Genomic DNA, 15,423 nt, shown 5'->3' with positions numbered 1-15,423 from the left:
GGCATATCAACCTGTTAGTCACTGCGCGTTATGGCACTTTTAAGAGGAGAACGTTTCAGCAGGTGAGAGGGGATGTTGAAGATCGGGTGAACAACCGCGGTCCGGCCATAACATCTCGTCCCAGCTTCACGTTATACCGAAGGACTTGACAGCCGGTATGCGCCGGGAGTGAGACCGTAGACGCGAGTGAACCACCTGGTCAGGTGCGCCTCGTCTCTACGGGGTCCCAGGGCGCAGCAGGCCGCTCTCATAGGCGGCGATCACCGCCTGGACGCGGTCGCGGAGCCCGAGCTTGGTCAGCACGTTGCTGACGTGTGTCTTCACCGTGTGCTCGCTGACCACCAGCGTCGCGGCGATCTCGGCGTTGGACAGCCCCCGGCCGAGCAGGGTGAGCGTCTCGCGTTCGCGTTCGGTCAGCTGGCCGAGCGCGGCGGGCGGCGGGCCGGGGCGGACGTTGCGGCGGACCACGTCGTCGATGAGCCGACGGGTGACCGCGGGCGCGAGCAGGGCCTCTCCCCCGGCCGCCACCCGCACCGCGTGCACCAGGTCGTCCCGGCGCACGTCCTTGAGCAGGAACCCGCTGGCGCCCGCCCGGAGCGCGTCGTAGACGTAGTCGTCCTGGTCGAAGGTGGTCAGCATGATGACCTTGGTACCGGTCTCGGCGCAGATGAGCCGGGCGGCCTCGATCCCGTCGAGCTCCGGCATGCGGATGTCGAGCAGGGCCACGTCCGGCTTGACCGCACGCACCGCCGCCACCGCCGCCCGCCCGTCGCCCGCCTCGGCCACGACCGACATGTCCGGCTGGGAGTCCACGATGAGCGCGAACCCGGACCGCACCAGCTCCTGGTCATCCGCGACGACAACGGTGATGGTCATGACATTTCTCCGATCGGCAACCGCACCACAACCTCGAACCCCGCGGCATCCGGCGTGGTCGCCACCGTCCCGCCGTACGCCGCGGCCCGCTCCCGCATCCCCACCAGCCCGTGCCCGCCCTCGAGCCCGGCGGGAGCCCCGCGCCCGTCGTCGGAGACGGTGATCACCAGCTCGTCGTCCTTCCAGTCCAGGCTGACCAGGCCGTGGGCGGCCTGCGCGTGCTTGACCATGTTGGTCAGCGCCTCCTGCACGATCCGGTACACCGCCACTTCGGCGTCGGCCGGGAGGTGCGACGGGGTGCCCGCGACGGCCAGCCGTACCTGAGGGCCTGCGGCGGAGACGCGCTCGACCAGGCCGGCGAGGCCGGCGAGGGTGGGCTGGGGGGCGCGTGGGCCCTCGGCCTCGTCCTTCAGGAGGTTGAGCATGCGGCGGAGCTGGGCCTGCGCGTCGCGGCCCGCCGCGCCGATCGCCTCGAACGCCTTCTCCGCGCGTTCCGGCGCGGTGCGTACGGCCAGCGGCCCGGCCTCGGCCTGGACGATCATGATGCTGATGCCGTGGGCCAGGATGTCGTGCATGTCACGGGCGATCCTGGCCCGTTCGCGTTCGGCGGCACGCTCTTCCATCAGGGCGGCGCGTTCCCGATAGTGCACGGCGGAGCGGCCCAGCGCGTAGGCCCCCAGAGCGGTGAGGGCGCCGCGGATGAAGGTCCCCGGTGAGACGCTGAGGGCGGGCGCCGTGCTCAGCAGGATGGCGAGCATGCGGGTCCAGCGCGGGGACAGTGACGCGACGGTGTAGAGCGCGATCAGCCAGCCGTACCAGATGGGCTGGGGCGGGATGTCGGGGTCGCGCAGCGAGTAGATGGCCGCGGAGGCGACGGTCAGGATCAGCACGGTCAGCGGGTAGCGGCGGCGCACCAGCAGCGGGACGACTCCCAGGAGCACCGGCAGGTATTCGGCCATGGTCCACGGCTCGGGGCCGCTCTGCCGCTGGGCGAAGAAGAAGGGCACGGACTGCCCGATCAGGACCAGCAGGGCGATGGCGAAGTCGACCACGAGGGGCGGCAGCGCACGCAGCCGGGCGGCGATGCGGGACTCCCAGCCGCCGGCCGGCCTGCTAACGAACATTTCGGACACAAGGCCCCAGTATCCCCCGCGCGAGCGACCCCGCAGATCACCCGCACCGGCGATGCCCCTAAAGGCCGAAATTTCGAGACTTATGGCGTTCCAAAAACCAAGGAGACCCATGAAGCTCACGGCCCTGCTGCTGGCCCTGTCCCTGCACGCTCCCGCCCCGGTCACGAGTACGGAGGTGACCAGCGTCCCCGTCACCTTCACCACCCAGGACGGGCAGAAGCTCGGCGGCCGGATCTTCCAGCCCGCCAAGGCCACCGGCACGCTGCCCGGCATGGTGCTGGTGCACGGCTCCGGCGCCGGCAACAGCTGGGAGGAGCTCCGGCCCGAGGCGGAGGCGTTCGCGAAGCAGGGCATCGTGGTGCTGGCGCCGGACAAGCGCTCGGCCGGCTACAGCTCCGCCCGCCGCGACTACCACCAGCTGGCTGACGACGCCCTGGCCGCCTTCGCCCTGCTGAAGGATCGGCCCGGCGTCGGCAAGGCCGGGATCTGGGGCATCAGCGAAGGCGGCTGGGTCGGGCCGATCGCCGCCAACCGGGGCGCGGACGTCGCGTTCCTGGTCACCGTCGGCGGGCCTGGGCTGAGCCCGTTGCGTACCCAGGCGTGGAACGCGGCCGGCAAACTCGACCGGGCCGGGGTCAAGGGGTCGCTGCGCCGTACCTATGCGCATGACTTCCACCGCCTGGCGGCCGACGCGGGGCTGTTCGCCTCGGCGCAGCACGACCCGGCGCCGGAGCTGCGCAGGATCAAGCAGCCCGTGCTCGCGCTGTGGGGCGCCGCCGACAACCAGGTGCCGCCCGCCGAGTCGGCCGAGCAGTTCACGAAGAACGTCCGGGGAAGCCTGACGGTCGGGTTCTTCGCCGGCGCCAACCACTCCCTGCACGACGGAGACGCCCTGACCGCCGGCTACGCCGACGCCGTGGGCGCGTGGGTGCGCGCAGTGGCCGCGGGCGACGTGCCGAAGTCGAGCGCGCAGCCGTCGCCCGCCCAGACGCGCAGCGTGGCCACCCCGCCCTCGGCCTGGTGGGAGTCGTGGCAGCTGCACGCCGGCACCATGGTGCTGCTCCTGCTGGCCTTCCTGGCGTACACGATCCGGCCCCTCGGCGCCGGGCGCTGGCCCGCCCGCGTGGTCGCCATCGCCGGCTCGGCGTCGATCCTCGCCTTCGCCGGCACGCTGTTCGCGCTGCTCGCCTCGTCGAGCTCGCGCGGGGTGGCCGCGGGCCCGCTGCTCCTGGGCCGGCCGCTGCTGTGGCTGGCCGCCCAGCTCCTGGCCGCGGTCACGGCGGTCGCCGCGCTGGCCTGCCTGACGCAGTGGCGCGCCGCGTCCTTCCGCGTACGGCTGGCGGGCGTGGCCGGCGTCGTGTTCATCCCGTGGGCGGTGTACTGGGGGCTGCTGCTGCCCTGAGGTGGTTTAGCGTGGTCGGGTGGAAGCGTGCGTGTTTGACCTCGACGGTGTGCTGGTCGACTCCGAGCCGGTCTGGGAGGAGGTACGGCGGGCCTTCGTCGCCGAGCACGGCGGCACGTGGCAGCCCGACACCCAGTCCCGGCTCATGGGGATGAGCACCGGCGAGTGGGCCGCCTACCTCCACGAGCTGGGGGTACGGCTGCCGCCCGCCGAGATCGCCGCCGGGGTGATCCAGCAGATGAAGGCCCGCTACCACGACAAGGGCGTGCCGCTGATGCCCGGCGCCGCGGCGGCCGTGGCGCGCATGGCGGCGGCGGTGCCGCTGGGGCTGGCCAGTTCCTCGCCGCGGGCGCTGATCGACACGGTGCTGGCCGAGACCGGGCTCGGGACCCACTTCCTGGCGACGGTCTCCACCGAGGAGGTGGAGCGGGGCAAGCCCGCCCCCGACGGTTACCTGGCGGCGGCGCGGGCCCTGGGAGTCGCGCCGGAGCGGTGTGTGGCGGTGGAGGACTCCAGCAACGGGCTGCGCTCGGCGCACGCCGCCGGCATGCGGATCATCGCGATCCCGCACCCGGTCTACCCGCCCGCCCCGGACGCGCTGGCGCTGGCCTGGAAGGTACTGCCCGGCCTGGACGCGCTGACCCCGTGATCAGGACCAGGCAGGCGGCGGACCTGGACGCCTGCGTGGCGGCGCTGGCCGAGGTCCAGAAGGCCGACGGCTACCCGGTGTCGTGGCCCCGGGATCCGCACGGCTGGCTGGCGCCACCGGACATGCACCGGGCCTGGATCGCCGTGGCGGCCGGAGCGGTGCTCGGGCACGTGGGGCTGGTCGTGGCCGATCTGGAACCCGAGGTGGCCGAGGCGGCCGGCCGTACGCGTGCGCCCACGGTGGCCAGGCTCTTCGTGACCCCGGGCGGACGCGGACGCGGCCTGGCCGAGCGGCTCTTGGCGACGGTGCGGCGGGAGACCGAGGGGCCGCTGGCGCTGGAGGTCTCCGACGAGGGCACGGCCGCCATCGCACTGTATGAGCGCACGGGCTGGCGGAGGGTGGCCACGACGCAGGCGACCTGGCTGAACAACGCGGGCACTCCAGCCGTGATGTACCACTACGTCATGCCCTGACCCGCATTTGAGCGGCCCTTGCCACATTTCCGGATAAGAACCCAGCTATGGCACAGGCAACGGACATCCTGCTGAGCGCTCTCAACGCATCGGCCACCGGCGACGCGAAGGCGATCCGCCAGTACTACGCGCCCGACGTCGTCGGCTGGAGCGCGGGCGAGGACATCGCCTCCGTCGAGGACCTCCTGGCCGAGGCCACGAGCAGGAGCGGCGCACTGTCGGAGGTCCGGGTGGAGGCCGCGCCGGTCGAGCTGCCGGGCGGCCCGGTCGTGGCGGAGTGGACCATGACCGCGCGCCACACCGGCCCGCTGAAGCTCGACGACGGCCTGGCGATCGCCGCCACCGGGCGCCGCCTGGAACTGCGCGGAGCCACCTTCGCCCGGCTCGAGAACGGCAAGGTGGCCGGCTTCCGTCAGTACTGGGACCCCGCCGACCTGCTGGAACAGCTGGGCCTCATGGACGAGGAGTGACCTCCCTGCCGGCGACCAGCGGGGAGGCCCACCGCGTCGCCGGATCGGCGTCCACCAGCACCGCCCGCACGAACGCGCTGAGCGGCACCGCCAGAATCGCCCCGAGCGCCCCCAGCACGTACGCCCACACCAGCAGCGACAGCATGGTGAGCGTCGTCGAGAGCCCGGCCGAGGCGCCGGTGTACTTGGGCTGGATGACCGACTGGATCACGAAGTTGAGCACGCAGTAGACCACCACGACCCAGACCATCGTCGCGGGCCCGGAGGCCAGCAGGGCCAGCAGCGCGGGCGGCACCAGGCCGATGACGAAGCCGACGTTGGGTATGTAGTTCGTGATGAACGCCAGCAGCCCCCACAACAACGGCAGCGGCACCCCCAGAATCGCCAGCGCCGCCGCGTCCAGCACCGCCACGATCAGGCCGAAGACCGTGGAGACGACCAGATAGTTGCAGGTGTCCTTGGCGAACCCGGCCAGCGCGGAGGCCACCGGCGCGGGTGTGAGCCGGCGGATCGCCTCCTGGAGGAAACCGGCGTCCAGGCTCATGCCGAACAACAGCAGCACGATCAGCACCGCCGCCGAGACCACGCCCAGCAGGCTCGACAGGATGTCCCCGGCGGCCTTGACCAGCTTGCCGGGGTCGAGGGTGGAGAAGATCTGCTTGGCCTGGCCGGCGGTGATCCCGATCCGTTCCAGCGCGGCCGTCACCGAGGCCAGCAGCTCCTGGAACCTACCGGCATAGGCAGGGACCAGCTCCGCGAGCTGGGCGACCGCCACTACCAGCGCCAACGCGAGCGCACCGAGCACCACGACGACCGTGGCCAGCGGCACGAACACGGTGACCCAGCCGGGCGCGCCCCGCCGTACCAGCCACGAGCGCAGCGGGCTGACCGCGATCGTCAGCGTCAGCGCGAGAAAGGCCGGGCCGGCGATCTCGCTGACCTCCCGGATGCCGGCCAGCGCGACCACGGCGGCGGCGGTCCCGATGAGCACACGTAGTCCCCGAGACATCATGTTCGCAACGGTAAGTCAGGAATCGAGCCCGAAGCGTGGTCAACGCGCCGACCAACTATCCTGCGTGCCGTGCGCGACATCACTGTCTTCAGCGGAAGTGCCCACCCCGAACTGGCCGAGGAGATCTGCGCCCACCTGGGCACCCCCCTGCACCCGGTCAGCGTGAAACGGTTCGCCAACGACGTGCTGGAAGTTCAGCTGCAGGCCAACTGCCGCGAACGCGACGTGTACCTGATCCAGCCCCTGGTGCCGCCGGTGCAGGAGCACCTGGTGGAGTTGCTGCTCATGCTCGACGCCGCCCGGGGCGCCTCGGCCGCCCGCATCACCGTCGTCCTGCCCCACTACGCCTACGCCCGCTCGGACAAGAAGGACGCTCCACGCATCTCCATCGGCGCCCGGCTCGTGGCCGACCTCATGGTGACCGCGGGCGCGAGCCGCGTGCTGACGATGACGCTGCACTCCCCGCAGGTGCACGGCTTCTTCAGCGTGCCCGTCGACCACCTGCACGCGCTGCGGGAACTGGCCGCGCACGTGCGCCGCTACGACCTGTCCAACGCAGTCGTGGTCTCCCCCGACCTGGGCAACGCCAAGGAGGCGGCCAACTTCGCCCGCATGCTCGGCACCGGCGTGGCCATGGGCGCCAAGCAGCGCTTCAGCGACGACCGGGTCGTCATCAGCTCGGTCATCGGCGACGTGGCCGGCAAGGACGTGATCGTGCTCGACGACGAGATCGCCAAGGGCACCACGATGATCGAACTGCTCGACCGGCTCGCGGAACGCGGGGTCAACTCGGTGCGCCTGGCCTGCACGCACGGGTTGTTCTCCGGCGGCGCGATCGAGCGCCTCAGCGCCCGGCCCGAGGTCGAGGAGATCATCTGCACCAACACCGTCCCCGGCCACAAGGCGGACGGCAAGCTGACGGTCCTCTCCATCGCCCCCGCCCTGGCCGAGGCCATGCGCCGCATCCACGAGGGCGAGTCGGTCAGCGCCTTGTTCAGCACGTCCTGATCCGCCCCCTGTGCCAGGGTTGACTCATGACCACCTGGGCGGGCGGCACAGGTTCCGTGGCCGTGGCCGGCGACGTGTCGGGCACGGTCATCACCAACGCGCCCGGCCTCCCGGTCCAGGCGGCCTTACGCGGGGCCGGGCGGCTGTTCGACGAGTGCGCCGCGCTGGTCGGGCGGCAGTGGCTCACCTCGCGCGTGGACGCCTTCCTGGCCCGCGAGCCGCGCGGCTACTTCCTCATCGAGGCCGACGCCGGCATGGGCAAGAGCGTCTACGCCGCCTGGCTGGCCACCACCCGCGGCTACCCCGGCCACTTCACCCGCGAGGGCGGCGACGTGCGCCTGGCCTCCACCGCGGTCCGCAACCTCGGCGCCCAGCTCATCATCGCCCGCGACCTGCACGACCTGGCACCCGGCGGCCTGCTGCCCGCCGAGGCCGCAGGACCCGCCTGGCTGAGCCGCGTGCTCAGCGCCGCGGTGGCGCAGGGCCCGGTCGTCCTGGTCGTGGACGGCCTCGACGAGGCGGCCGACGCCGACCCCGGCGCGCTGCCCCTCGGCCTGCCCGCCGAACTGCCCGACGGCGTCCACGTCATCGCGACGCTCCGCCCCGGAACCGCCCTGCCCGGGCTGCGGGAGCCGTACGAGGTGTGCAAGTTCGGCGACCACCGCGACGACGACCTCGCCGACCTGAGGCGGCACATCGGCGCGCTGGTCCAGGCCATGCCCACGGACCTGCCGGAGGACGAGGCCGTCGACCTGCTCATGGACCGGTGCGGCGGCGTCTGGGTCTATCTGCACTACGTCGCCGCGTCGGGCCGCCTGGACCAGTCGCTGCCCCGCGGCCTGGAGGACTACTACGCGGCCAACCTCGACGGGCTCCGCGCGTGGCTGCCCCTCCTGGCCACCCTCGCCGTCGCGGAAGAACCCCTCGACGCCCCTTCCCTGGTACGGCTGAGCGGCGTCGGCGACGTGGACAGCGTGACCGATCTGCTGACCGGGCCGCTCCGGCCGTTCTGCCGGGTGGAGGAGGACACGTTCGCCTTTTACCATGCCAGCCTGCGTGACTTCTTCACCGGCGCCGCCGCCGGGCCCGCCCTCGACGCCCAGGAATCCGCGCGCCGGCGCCGTGCCCGCGCGGGCCGCGACGCCCATGACCGCATCGGCTCCCACTACCTGTCGTGCGACATCGATGGGTACGGGCGCCGCCACCTGGTCACGCATCTGCTGGCAGCCGGACGGGTCTCCGATGTTCACGCCCTGCTGGCCAGGGAGAACTCGGAGGGGCGCAACCTTTGGCATGAGCTCCACGAGACGGCCGGGGACGTGTTCGGGTTCCTTCAGGACGTGGAGCTGGCCAGGAAGGCCAGCGATTCACCGGCGCTGGAGATCCGCTACCGGATGATCGAGGCCAGTCTCCTGTCCACGGTGCGCAGGATGCCCGTCGAGTTGCTCGCTGGACTGGTGCGCGAGGGGGTCTGGGCCTGGGAGCGTGGCCTGGATCACGTCATGCGTCACCCCGATCCGGCGTGTCAGGTCCGGGTCTGGGAGCAGTTGCTTCCACTGATGCCCGCAGCACGGCGGGACCAGGCCGTCGAGGCACTGTTCGCCCGCGTTCCTCGGGAGAGGCGGGGTCCTCTGGTCGAGCTGCTGCCGAATATGAGCGCAGAGCACAGGACGGAGCTTGTACACGACATCCTCGCCATGTGCCGCCCTCGCTACGTCGTCCGGATGGTGGAACTCATGGGGCCGCTCCTCGCGCCGGAAGACGCCCGTGATGCGTTCGACTCCATCCTTGCCGAGGCCGACGATGACTTCCACATGTGCCACCTGGCCGCGGTCGCCCCCTTTCTACCGGACGGGGAGCGGCAATCCGCACTCGAATGGATCTGTGCGGAATCTGCAGGGCTCGCCAATCAGGCGGCCATGGTCCGTGTCGCGGATCTCCTCTCCCGGTCGCGGCGAGCGGATCTCATCGCCGAGGTGACCGACCGGGGGTCGCAGTGGCTTCGCGTGGAGGCATTCGAGTTCCTCTCGGCCGGTGAACGCCACCGCTTGATCGACGAGGCGATGGCCGAACGCGATCTCATCGTGATGGTCGCGCTGGTGCGCAAGGTTTCGCGGCGGGACAGGCCACGCATCGTCAGACAGGTGCTCAACCAGCTCGACAAAGAACCGTGGCTCCTGGGGATCCACCTCGTCGAGCTGGCGCCTTATGCGGAGGGCCCAGAGCGTGAGTACGCTCTTGAGCGTGCCAGGAGCGCGGGGCCGGATGTGCTGGCGGCCTTCGCCCGGCCAGGGGATCGGGATCTCCTCCTGGAGGCTCTGGGAGCGTTGCCCGCGGAGACAGCGGACCTCGAGTGGGCTGAATTCCTGGCTGCCACCGCCCCGCTCATGCCTGTCCAGGTGCGGGAGCATGCCCTGGACAGAGCGCTCCGAGCAGCTTTCGCCGTGCCCCACTACCCCTTCCCTTTCTCGATGATGGCCGCTCTGGCCCCAGAGCGATCCGCCGAGATACTCGAGCACGCGTCGCATGGGAACGGGGACCTGCATGCGCTCCTGACCTGCGTGGCGGATTCCTTGGCGGCACAGTCCCTGGGCACCGCGCTTGCGATGGCGGAGTCGATCTCCGACCCTCGCCAGCGCGTGCTCTCCCTGTGCGCGCTCCTGCCGCGGCTCGACGGCGATTTGCGCGGTGCGACCTTGGTGAAGGCCGTCAGCATGGCGCGCGGTCTCGGCTCCGCGAGCGACCAGGCCGAGGCGCTCGTCGAACTGGCCCCTTACCTCCCGGCAGAGCACGCGGCCGAGCTGGTGGACTGGCTGGACAGCGCCGTGCTCCTGGCCGAGTTGGTCCCGGCCCTGCACGAGCCCCTTCGTGCCCACGCGGTCGACAAGACTCTCCGACTGGCAAGGACGGCAACCCTGCATATCGTGCTCAGCCGGGTGGCACCGTACTGCACGCCCCATCAGCTCAGGGATGTGATGGTCTGGCTAGAGAAGGCCGACCCGGGGGCAGGCGCTCTGGGGCTGGCGTTGATCGCCCCATACTGTCCGAAGGTAGTGCGGGACACGATCGTCCGGAGGGTGTTGCGCGAGGCGGAGAGGATTCCGGCGGCGGGCTTCCACCAACACCCGGTCGTCACGCTGGTCAGGTCCCGCCTGGTCCGCGATCTGCAGCAGTTGGCCCGCCTGTCGCCTGATGTCAGGGTTCTGGGACTGGCCACGCTCTTCAGCATCGGAGCCGGGAACGACGCCCTGAACCATTGGCCGACCGGCATCGCGCGCCCCCAGGCCCTGGGCATCCTGACCGAGGCCGCCGGCTGGCTGGCCGAGCGGGGTGCCGTCGAAGATGTGGTGAAGGCGGTGGACGACGTGTTCCGGTGGTGGCCCTAGACGGTGCGGGTCAAGCGAATCAACGCCTCGACGACCTGCTCCTTGGACAGCCCCCGCTCCCTGCGTTGAAACGTGTAAACGTCCGGAGCCAGCGGCGCCAGCAGAACGTCCACCAGCGCGTCCGCATCAGGCGTCCCGGCCGCCACCAGCAACGACAGCACGTGCACCCGCCAGAACCCGTACGCCCCGGTCTCGAATCGTTTTCCCCCCACCTCGGTCCCGAGCACCAGATGGGCATGGTCCTCCAGGAGGTCGGCCATCGCCGCGTAGAAGGCGCCCAGCCGCTCGGCAGGCGGTGCCCCGGGCCCCAGCGGCGGCGGCCCGCCGATGAGGCGTTCCTGGAGCGCCCGCTCGTGTGAGTCCAGCAGCGCGACGGCGATCGAGGCCCGGTCGGGATAGCGGCGATACAGGGTCCCCCGCCCGACGCCCGCCGCCTTGGCGATCTCGTCCATGGTGACGTCCTGCGGCGGCCGGGTGGCGAACAACTCCGCCGCCACCTGCAGAATCCTGGCTCGGTTGCGGGCGGCATCGGCTCTTTCCATACCCAGGAATATATCCGGACAGTGCGTCCGTTTAACCGGACACACTGTCCACTTAGGAGACCCACGATGCTGCTTCACCTGGACGCCAGCGCCCGCCGTACCTCCTTCTCCCGGGAGCTGTCCAAGACCTACGCCGACGCCTGGCGCGCCGCCCACCCGGACTCCCCCTACGTCTACCGGGACCTGGCCGCCGACCCGGTGCCGCACATCGGCCAGGCGTGGACCGAGTTGTGCGACTACGTGCTCGCCCACGAGATCACCGACATCTCCCGCTACCACGAGGCGGTCAGGACCCCGGAGCAGCGCGCGGCCTGGGACACCCTGCGGCCGCTGCTCGACGAGGTGGTCGCGGCCGAGGTCGTGCTGATCGGGACCCCGATGTACAACTACTCGATCCCGTCGTCGCTCAAGGCGTGGCTCGACCAGATCACCTTCCCGAAGATGTCGCTGCGCGGGCGCCGGTTCGTGGTCACCTCGGCCCGCGGCGGCGCCTACGGGCCCGGGACCGTCCGCGAGCCCATGGATCACCAGGAGCGCTACCTGCGCGACTTCTTCCAGGGCCACTTCAACGTCGAGGACGTCACCTTCATCTCCACCGAACTCGCCAACGCGCTCATCGACCCGCGCCTGGCACACCTGCGCGAGCAGCACGAGGAGTCGCGCCGCGCCGCTCTTAAGGAGGCAGCACAGTGAACTGGCTGATTCTCGCCCTCGCCGGCCTGGTCGAAGTGGCCTGGTCGCAGAGCATCAAGCCCACCCAGAACTTCACCCGGCCCATTCCCACGATCATCAGCCTGCTGCTCATGGCGGCCGCGGTCTTCCTTCTGTCGGTGGCGATGAACACCCTGCCGGTCGGCACGGCCTACGCCGTCTTCACCGGGATCGGCGCAGTGGGGGCGATCGCCCTCGGCATCGTGCTCAACGACGATCCGGTGTCCGTGGGCAGGATGGCCGCGCTGGCGCTGATTGTCGGCGGGATAGTGTTGGCGCGAGTAACGACCTGACCCCTCGGAAAGGCATGCGCATGGGCGAGATTCGGGAGTCCTACCTGGTCGCCGCCGGTTCGGCGGTCGCGCTGCTCGGTCACCCCGCGGTCGCCGCCGCGTGGGCCAAGCCGAGCGCGCTGACCGAGTTCAGCGTCGGCGGGCTGGCCGGACACCTGGGGCACCAGCTCGTCCGGGTGGACGAGGTGCTGCCGCACGATCCGGATACGCTCGCCCCGATCCCGCTCATCCAGCACTACACCAGCTCGCCCTGGGTGGAGGCCGGGCTCGACCACGAGAGCAACCTGGCCATCCGGCAGGGCGGCGAGGCCATCGCCGCCTGCGGGGCCGCGGTGCTGGCCGAGCGGATGCGCGGGGTGCTCGACCGGATCACCGCGGCGCTGAAGGACGAGCCGGGCGACCGGGTGGTGCACCTGGGCTGGAACGGCTGGTCGCTGCGGCTGGACGACTTCCTGCTCACCCGGCTCATGGAGATCGTCGTGCACTCCGACGACCTGGCCTCCAGCGTCGGCATCGAGACGCCGGAGCTGCCGGAGCCGGTGATCGATCCGGTCGTGGATCTGCTGGCGCGGCTGGCCGTACACCGGCATGGCGCGACGGCGGTCATCCGCACGCTGAGCAGGGCCGAGCGGGCACCCGCCACCATAAGCGCGTTCTAACCTCCGCCACCATGAGCGCGTTCCAACCTCGGCCACCATGAGCGCGTTCTGACCTCCGCCGCCACAAGCGCCTTCTGACACCTCCGCCGTCTGGGTGCTCTAGGACGTGATCGCGCGAAGGGCCGTGACGACGTCGCGGCCCTTCATCGCGCTGTCCGGGTCCAGCAGCCACTGGCCGAGCAGGCCGGTCAGCATCGCCTGATAGAAGGTGCCGGTCAGGCGGGCGCGCTCCGGCTCGGCGTCGGGGTCGACGCCGAGGAACAACTCCGCCAGTCCGGTGCGCGCCTCGCCCATCACGCCGATCAGCTGCGCGCGCACCTCGGGCAGGTGGTCGAGCTGCCCGAGCAGGTCGAACTGCGTGACCCAGAGCGGCCGCATGCGCTCGAACGACTCCACGACCCGGTCCCATGCCTGCTCGAAGCGTTCCATCGGGGTGGCCTCGGGCTTGAGGTCGGCGGTGAGCGTGGTGCCCAGTTCGTCACCCCATTCGCGCATGACGTCGAACAACGCCTCGTTCATGAGGGCGTCCTTCGAGCCGAAGTGGTAGCCGATCGCGGCCAGGCTCACGCCTGAGGCGTTGGCGATGTCGCGCGCGGTCGTGCGCGAATAGCCCTTCTCCATCAGACAGCTCTTGGCGCCGGCCAGCAGATCCTCGCGATTTCCCATGCCCAGAGATTAGCACAAACGTCTTGGACATACGTCTTGCACATCTGTCTAAGACTGCTGTACCGTTCACGGCATGACGAACATCCTGATCTCCGGCGCGAGCGTCGCCGGCACCGCGACCGCCTACTGGCTGCGCCGCCACGGCTTCACCGTCACCGTCGTCGAGCGGGCGCCCGCCATCCGCATGGGCGGCTACAAGGTCGACGTCCGGGGCGCCGCACTCGACGTGCTCGACCGCATGGGCCTGCTGGAGGCGGTGCGCGCACGCAGCACCGAGATGACGGTCGCGACGAACTACGACGCCAAGGGCCGCAAGGTGGCCACGATGGACGCCGACCTGTTCGGCGGCCGGATGGACGGCGACGACGAGCTCATGCGGGGCGACCTGACCCAGTTGCTCTACGAGGCCACCCGTAACGACGTCGAGTACGTCTTCGGCGACTCGATCACCTCGATCGGCGAGGACGGCACGGTCACCTTCGAGCGCTCGGCCCCGCGCCGCTTCGACTACGTCGTCGGCGCCGACGGCGTGCACTCCAACGTCCGCAGGCTGGCCTTCGGCGAGGAGAAGACCTTCGCCCGCGACCTCGGCTACCAGATCGCCATCGCGACCGTGCCCAACCATCTGGGCCTGGACCGCGAGGAGGCGGTACACCTGGCGCCGGGCCGTACCGTCAACGTCTACAGCACCAAGCAGGACACCAACGCCAAGGCGCTGTTCATGTGGTCGGGCGAGGAGGACCTGTTCACGGCGTTCGCGGGCGTGGGCTGGGAGACCCCCAAGCTGCTCGACGCGGTACGGCAGGCGCCCGACCTCTACCGGGACACGCTCACGCAGATCCACATGGACCGCTGGTCGAAGGGGCGCGTGGTGCTGGTCGGCGACGCGGGGTACTGCGCCTCGCCCGCCTCGGGCCAGGGCACGAGCCTGGCGCTGGTCGGCGCGTACGTGCTGGCCGGCGAGCTGGCCGCCGGCTCCCTGGAGGGCTACGAGCGCGAGATGCGCCACTTCGTGGCGGAGAACCAGAAGCTCGGCCCGGTCAACATCAAGGGCATCGTCCTGAACTCCAAGGGGATGATCTGGTTCCAGCTCCGGATGATCAAGCTTCTGCCCCGCCTGCCCTGGAAGAACGCGGTCATCGACCGGATCGCGGGCGGCATCCGCCGGGCCGCCAACGCGATCTCGCTCAAGAAGTTTGTGGAATAAATCGTTCCGTTCTGTTAGAGTGAGATCAGAACATTCCGTTCCACACTCTTCAGAAGGAGTTTCCCATGACCTTCCTCGTCACCGGCGCCACCGGAACCGTCGGCCGCAACGTCGTCGCCGAACTGCTCGCGGCCGGCCACCGGGTCCGCGCCCTGACCCGGAACCCCGCCAAGGCCGGCCTCCCCGAGGGCGTCGAGGTCGTCGCCGGCGACATGGCCCGCCCGGAGACCCTGGAGGCCGCCTTCGAGGGCGTCACCGCGGTCCACCTGATCAACTTCGCGGGCGACGACTTCGAACCGCTGGAGCGCGGCGACCTCATCGTCAAGCTCGCCGAGAAGCACGGGGTACGGCGGGCCGTCGTCCTCGGCGGTCGCGCAGAAGGCTCCCTGGAGCAGGCGCTGACCGGAAGCGAGCTGGAGTGGACGCTGCTCAACCCGGTCGAGTTCATGTCCAACACGCTGCAGTGGTGGGCCCAGACCGTGCGGGCCGGCGAGGTCATCAAGGAGCCGTTCGGCGGCCGGCTCAGCGCGCTGGTCCACGAGCGCGACATCGCCGCCGTTTCAGCAAAAATCCTGATCGATGGTGGTTACCACGGCCAGACCCTCGTCCTGACCGGCCCCGAGGCGATCCCCACCACGGAGAAGGCCCGCATCCTCGGCGAGGCCATCGACCGGGAGATCACCTTCGAAGAACTGACCGAGGCCCAGGCCCGCGACATGTGGGCCGCCCAGGGCATGGGCCAGGAGATCATCGAGTTCCTGGTCAACGCCCTCGGCAACACCCCCGAGGTCGGCTACATGGTGGTGGACAACGTCGAGCGCGTCACCGGCCGGCCGGCGCGCCCCTTCGCGCAGTGGGCGGAGGAGAACGCCGCCGCCTTCCGCGCCGCCTGAGCCCTCCGGGGGCTCTCCCCGGAGGGCCCCCGCTCAACCGCCC

At 70.6% G+C, this 15,423-nt stretch carries 16 protein-coding genes; 11 read left to right on the top strand and 5 right to left on the bottom strand.

From position 1 onward, the window contains the following. Window positions 1–216: 216 nt before the first annotated feature. Window positions 217–876: a response regulator gene (locus FVE25_RS22535; protein ID WP_157248972.1), complete on the bottom strand. Its 660-nt coding sequence runs from the start codon at window positions 874–876 to the stop codon at window positions 217–219. Beyond that, window positions 873–2,000, bottom strand: a complete 1,128-nt coding sequence (locus FVE25_RS22530; protein WP_157248971.1) for a sensor histidine kinase — start codon at window positions 1,998–2,000, stop codon at window positions 873–875. Before FVE25_RS22530 ends, FVE25_RS22535 begins: the two co-directional genes overlap by 4 nt. Window positions 2,001–2,118: 118 nt before the next feature. Here FVE25_RS22530 and FVE25_RS22525 point away from each other — a divergent pair, with 118 nt between their 5' ends. Genes FVE25_RS22525 through FVE25_RS22510 form a run of 4 tightly spaced genes read left to right on the top strand, consistent with a single transcriptional unit; the run spans window position 2,119 to window position 5,003 of the window. Then, on the top strand, window positions 2,119–3,411 hold the full coding sequence (locus tag FVE25_RS22525) for an alpha/beta hydrolase family protein (RefSeq protein ID WP_157248970.1): 1,293 nt from the start codon (window positions 2,119–2,121) through the stop codon (window positions 3,409–3,411). Between the two features lie 31 nt (window positions 3,412–3,442). Continuing rightward, window positions 3,443–4,060 carry an HAD family hydrolase gene (locus FVE25_RS22520; RefSeq protein WP_157248969.1) on the top strand — a complete coding sequence of 206 codons (618 nt, stop codon included), beginning with the start codon at window positions 3,443–3,445 and terminating at the stop codon, window positions 4,058–4,060. Continuing rightward, the gene (locus FVE25_RS22515) at window positions 4,057–4,533 is read left to right on the top strand and encodes a GNAT family N-acetyltransferase (protein WP_157248968.1); all 477 of its coding nucleotides are present in this window, start codon (window positions 4,057–4,059) and stop codon (window positions 4,531–4,533) included. Before FVE25_RS22520 ends, FVE25_RS22515 begins: the two co-directional genes overlap by 4 nt. A 47-nt stretch (window positions 4,534–4,580) precedes the next feature. Further along, window positions 4,581–5,003, top strand: coding sequence for an ester cyclase (locus tag FVE25_RS22510; protein ID WP_157248967.1), 423 nt, complete (start codon window positions 4,581–4,583; stop codon window positions 5,001–5,003). On the opposite strand, the gene FVE25_RS22505 is transcribed toward FVE25_RS22510, so the two are convergent. Further along, window positions 4,987–6,015, bottom strand: a complete 1,029-nt coding sequence (locus FVE25_RS22505) for an AI-2E family transporter (protein WP_157248966.1) — start codon at window positions 6,013–6,015, stop codon at window positions 4,987–4,989. The genes FVE25_RS22510 and FVE25_RS22505 overlap by 17 nt on opposite strands. Window positions 6,016–6,084: 69 nt before the next feature. Between FVE25_RS22505 and FVE25_RS22500 the strand changes: the two genes are divergently transcribed. Both FVE25_RS22500 and FVE25_RS22495 read left to right on the top strand, forming a co-directional pair. Then, window positions 6,085–7,023 (top strand): ribose-phosphate diphosphokinase, encoded by a 939-nt coding sequence (locus FVE25_RS22500; RefSeq protein ID WP_157248965.1) that lies wholly within the window; start codon window positions 6,085–6,087, stop codon window positions 7,021–7,023. Window positions 7,024–7,049: 26 nt separating this feature from the next. Next, window positions 7,050–10,409: a P-loop NTPase family protein gene (locus FVE25_RS22495; RefSeq protein ID WP_157248964.1), complete on the top strand. Its 3,360-nt coding sequence runs from the start codon at window positions 7,050–7,052 to the stop codon at window positions 10,407–10,409. Here FVE25_RS22495 and FVE25_RS22490 read toward each other — a convergent pair. Continuing rightward, window positions 10,406–10,951 (bottom strand): TetR/AcrR family transcriptional regulator, encoded by a 546-nt coding sequence (locus FVE25_RS22490; RefSeq protein WP_157248963.1) that lies wholly within the window; start codon window positions 10,949–10,951, stop codon window positions 10,406–10,408. The genes FVE25_RS22495 and FVE25_RS22490 overlap by 4 nt on opposite strands. A 66-nt stretch (window positions 10,952–11,017) precedes the next feature. On the opposite strand from FVE25_RS22490, the gene FVE25_RS22485 reads away from it, so the two are divergent. Genes FVE25_RS22485 through FVE25_RS22475 form a run of 3 tightly spaced genes read left to right on the top strand, consistent with a single transcriptional unit; the run spans window position 11,018 to window position 12,614 of the window. After that, on the top strand, window positions 11,018–11,644 hold the full coding sequence (locus FVE25_RS22485) for an FMN-dependent NADH-azoreductase (RefSeq protein WP_157248962.1): 627 nt from the start codon (window positions 11,018–11,020) through the stop codon (window positions 11,642–11,644). Next, window positions 11,641–11,955, top strand: coding sequence for a DMT family transporter (locus FVE25_RS22480; protein WP_157248961.1), 315 nt, complete (start codon window positions 11,641–11,643; stop codon window positions 11,953–11,955). The genes FVE25_RS22485 and FVE25_RS22480 overlap by 4 nt, the downstream gene beginning before the upstream one ends. A 20-nt stretch (window positions 11,956–11,975) precedes the next feature. Beyond that, on the top strand, window positions 11,976–12,614 hold the full coding sequence (locus FVE25_RS22475) for a maleylpyruvate isomerase N-terminal domain-containing protein (protein WP_157248960.1): 639 nt from the start codon (window positions 11,976–11,978) through the stop codon (window positions 12,612–12,614). A 99-nt stretch (window positions 12,615–12,713) separates the two neighbouring features. On the opposite strand, the gene FVE25_RS22470 is transcribed toward FVE25_RS22475, so the two are convergent. Beyond that, window positions 12,714–13,280, bottom strand: a complete 567-nt coding sequence (locus FVE25_RS22470) for a TetR/AcrR family transcriptional regulator (RefSeq protein WP_157248959.1) — start codon at window positions 13,278–13,280, stop codon at window positions 12,714–12,716. Between the two features lie 73 nt (window positions 13,281–13,353). On the opposite strand from FVE25_RS22470, the gene FVE25_RS22465 reads away from it, so the two are divergent. Both FVE25_RS22465 and FVE25_RS22460 read left to right on the top strand, forming a co-directional pair. Further along, window positions 13,354–14,487 (top strand): FAD-dependent monooxygenase, encoded by a 1,134-nt coding sequence (locus tag FVE25_RS22465; RefSeq protein WP_157248958.1) that lies wholly within the window; start codon window positions 13,354–13,356, stop codon window positions 14,485–14,487. Between the two features lie 65 nt (window positions 14,488–14,552). Continuing rightward, window positions 14,553–15,380, top strand: a complete 828-nt coding sequence (locus tag FVE25_RS22460; RefSeq protein WP_157248957.1) for an NAD(P)H-binding protein — start codon at window positions 14,553–14,555, stop codon at window positions 15,378–15,380. Window positions 15,381–15,423: the final 43 nt, after the last annotated feature.

It is taken from the genome of Nonomuraea typhae (genome assembly GCF_009760925.1).
GTDB lineage: Bacteria > Actinomycetota > Actinomycetes > Streptosporangiales > Streptosporangiaceae > Nonomuraea > Nonomuraea typhae.
The sequence above is the reverse complement of the archived record's forward strand: the minus strand, read 5'-3'. Positions and strand labels throughout refer to the sequence as shown.

Excerpts from the sequence above, each read along its gene's own strand:
- FVE25_RS22510 (WP_157248967.1), top strand. The coding sequence starts at position 4,581 with ATGGCACAGGCAACGGACATCCTGCTGAGCGCTCTCAACGCATCGGCC.
- FVE25_RS22525 (WP_157248970.1), top strand. The coding sequence starts at position 2,119 with ATGAAGCTCACGGCCCTGCTGCTGGCCCTGTCCCTGCACGCTCCCGCC.
- FVE25_RS22485 (WP_157248962.1), top strand. The coding sequence starts at position 11,018 with ATGCTGCTTCACCTGGACGCCAGCGCCCGCCGTACCTCCTTCTCCCGG.
- FVE25_RS22465 (WP_157248958.1), top strand. The coding sequence starts at position 13,354 with ATGACGAACATCCTGATCTCCGGCGCGAGCGTCGCCGGCACCGCGACC.
- FVE25_RS22460 (WP_157248957.1), top strand. The coding sequence starts at position 14,553 with ATGACCTTCCTCGTCACCGGCGCCACCGGAACCGTCGGCCGCAACGTC.
- FVE25_RS22490 (WP_157248963.1), bottom strand. The coding sequence starts at position 10,951 with ATGGAAAGAGCCGATGCCGCCCGCAACCGAGCCAGGATTCTGCAGGTG.
- FVE25_RS22495 (WP_157248964.1), top strand. The coding sequence starts at position 7,050 with ATGACCACCTGGGCGGGCGGCACAGGTTCCGTGGCCGTGGCCGGCGAC.
- FVE25_RS22470 (WP_157248959.1), bottom strand. The coding sequence starts at position 13,280 with ATGGGAAATCGCGAGGATCTGCTGGCCGGCGCCAAGAGCTGTCTGATG.
- FVE25_RS22535 (WP_157248972.1), bottom strand. The coding sequence starts at position 876 with ATGACCATCACCGTTGTCGTCGCGGATGACCAGGAGCTGGTGCGGTCC.
- FVE25_RS22475 (WP_157248960.1), top strand. The coding sequence starts at position 11,976 with ATGGGCGAGATTCGGGAGTCCTACCTGGTCGCCGCCGGTTCGGCGGTC.
- FVE25_RS22530 (WP_157248971.1), bottom strand. The coding sequence starts at position 2,000 with ATGTTCGTTAGCAGGCCGGCCGGCGGCTGGGAGTCCCGCATCGCCGCC.
- FVE25_RS22505 (WP_157248966.1), bottom strand. The coding sequence starts at position 6,015 with ATGATGTCTCGGGGACTACGTGTGCTCATCGGGACCGCCGCCGCCGTG.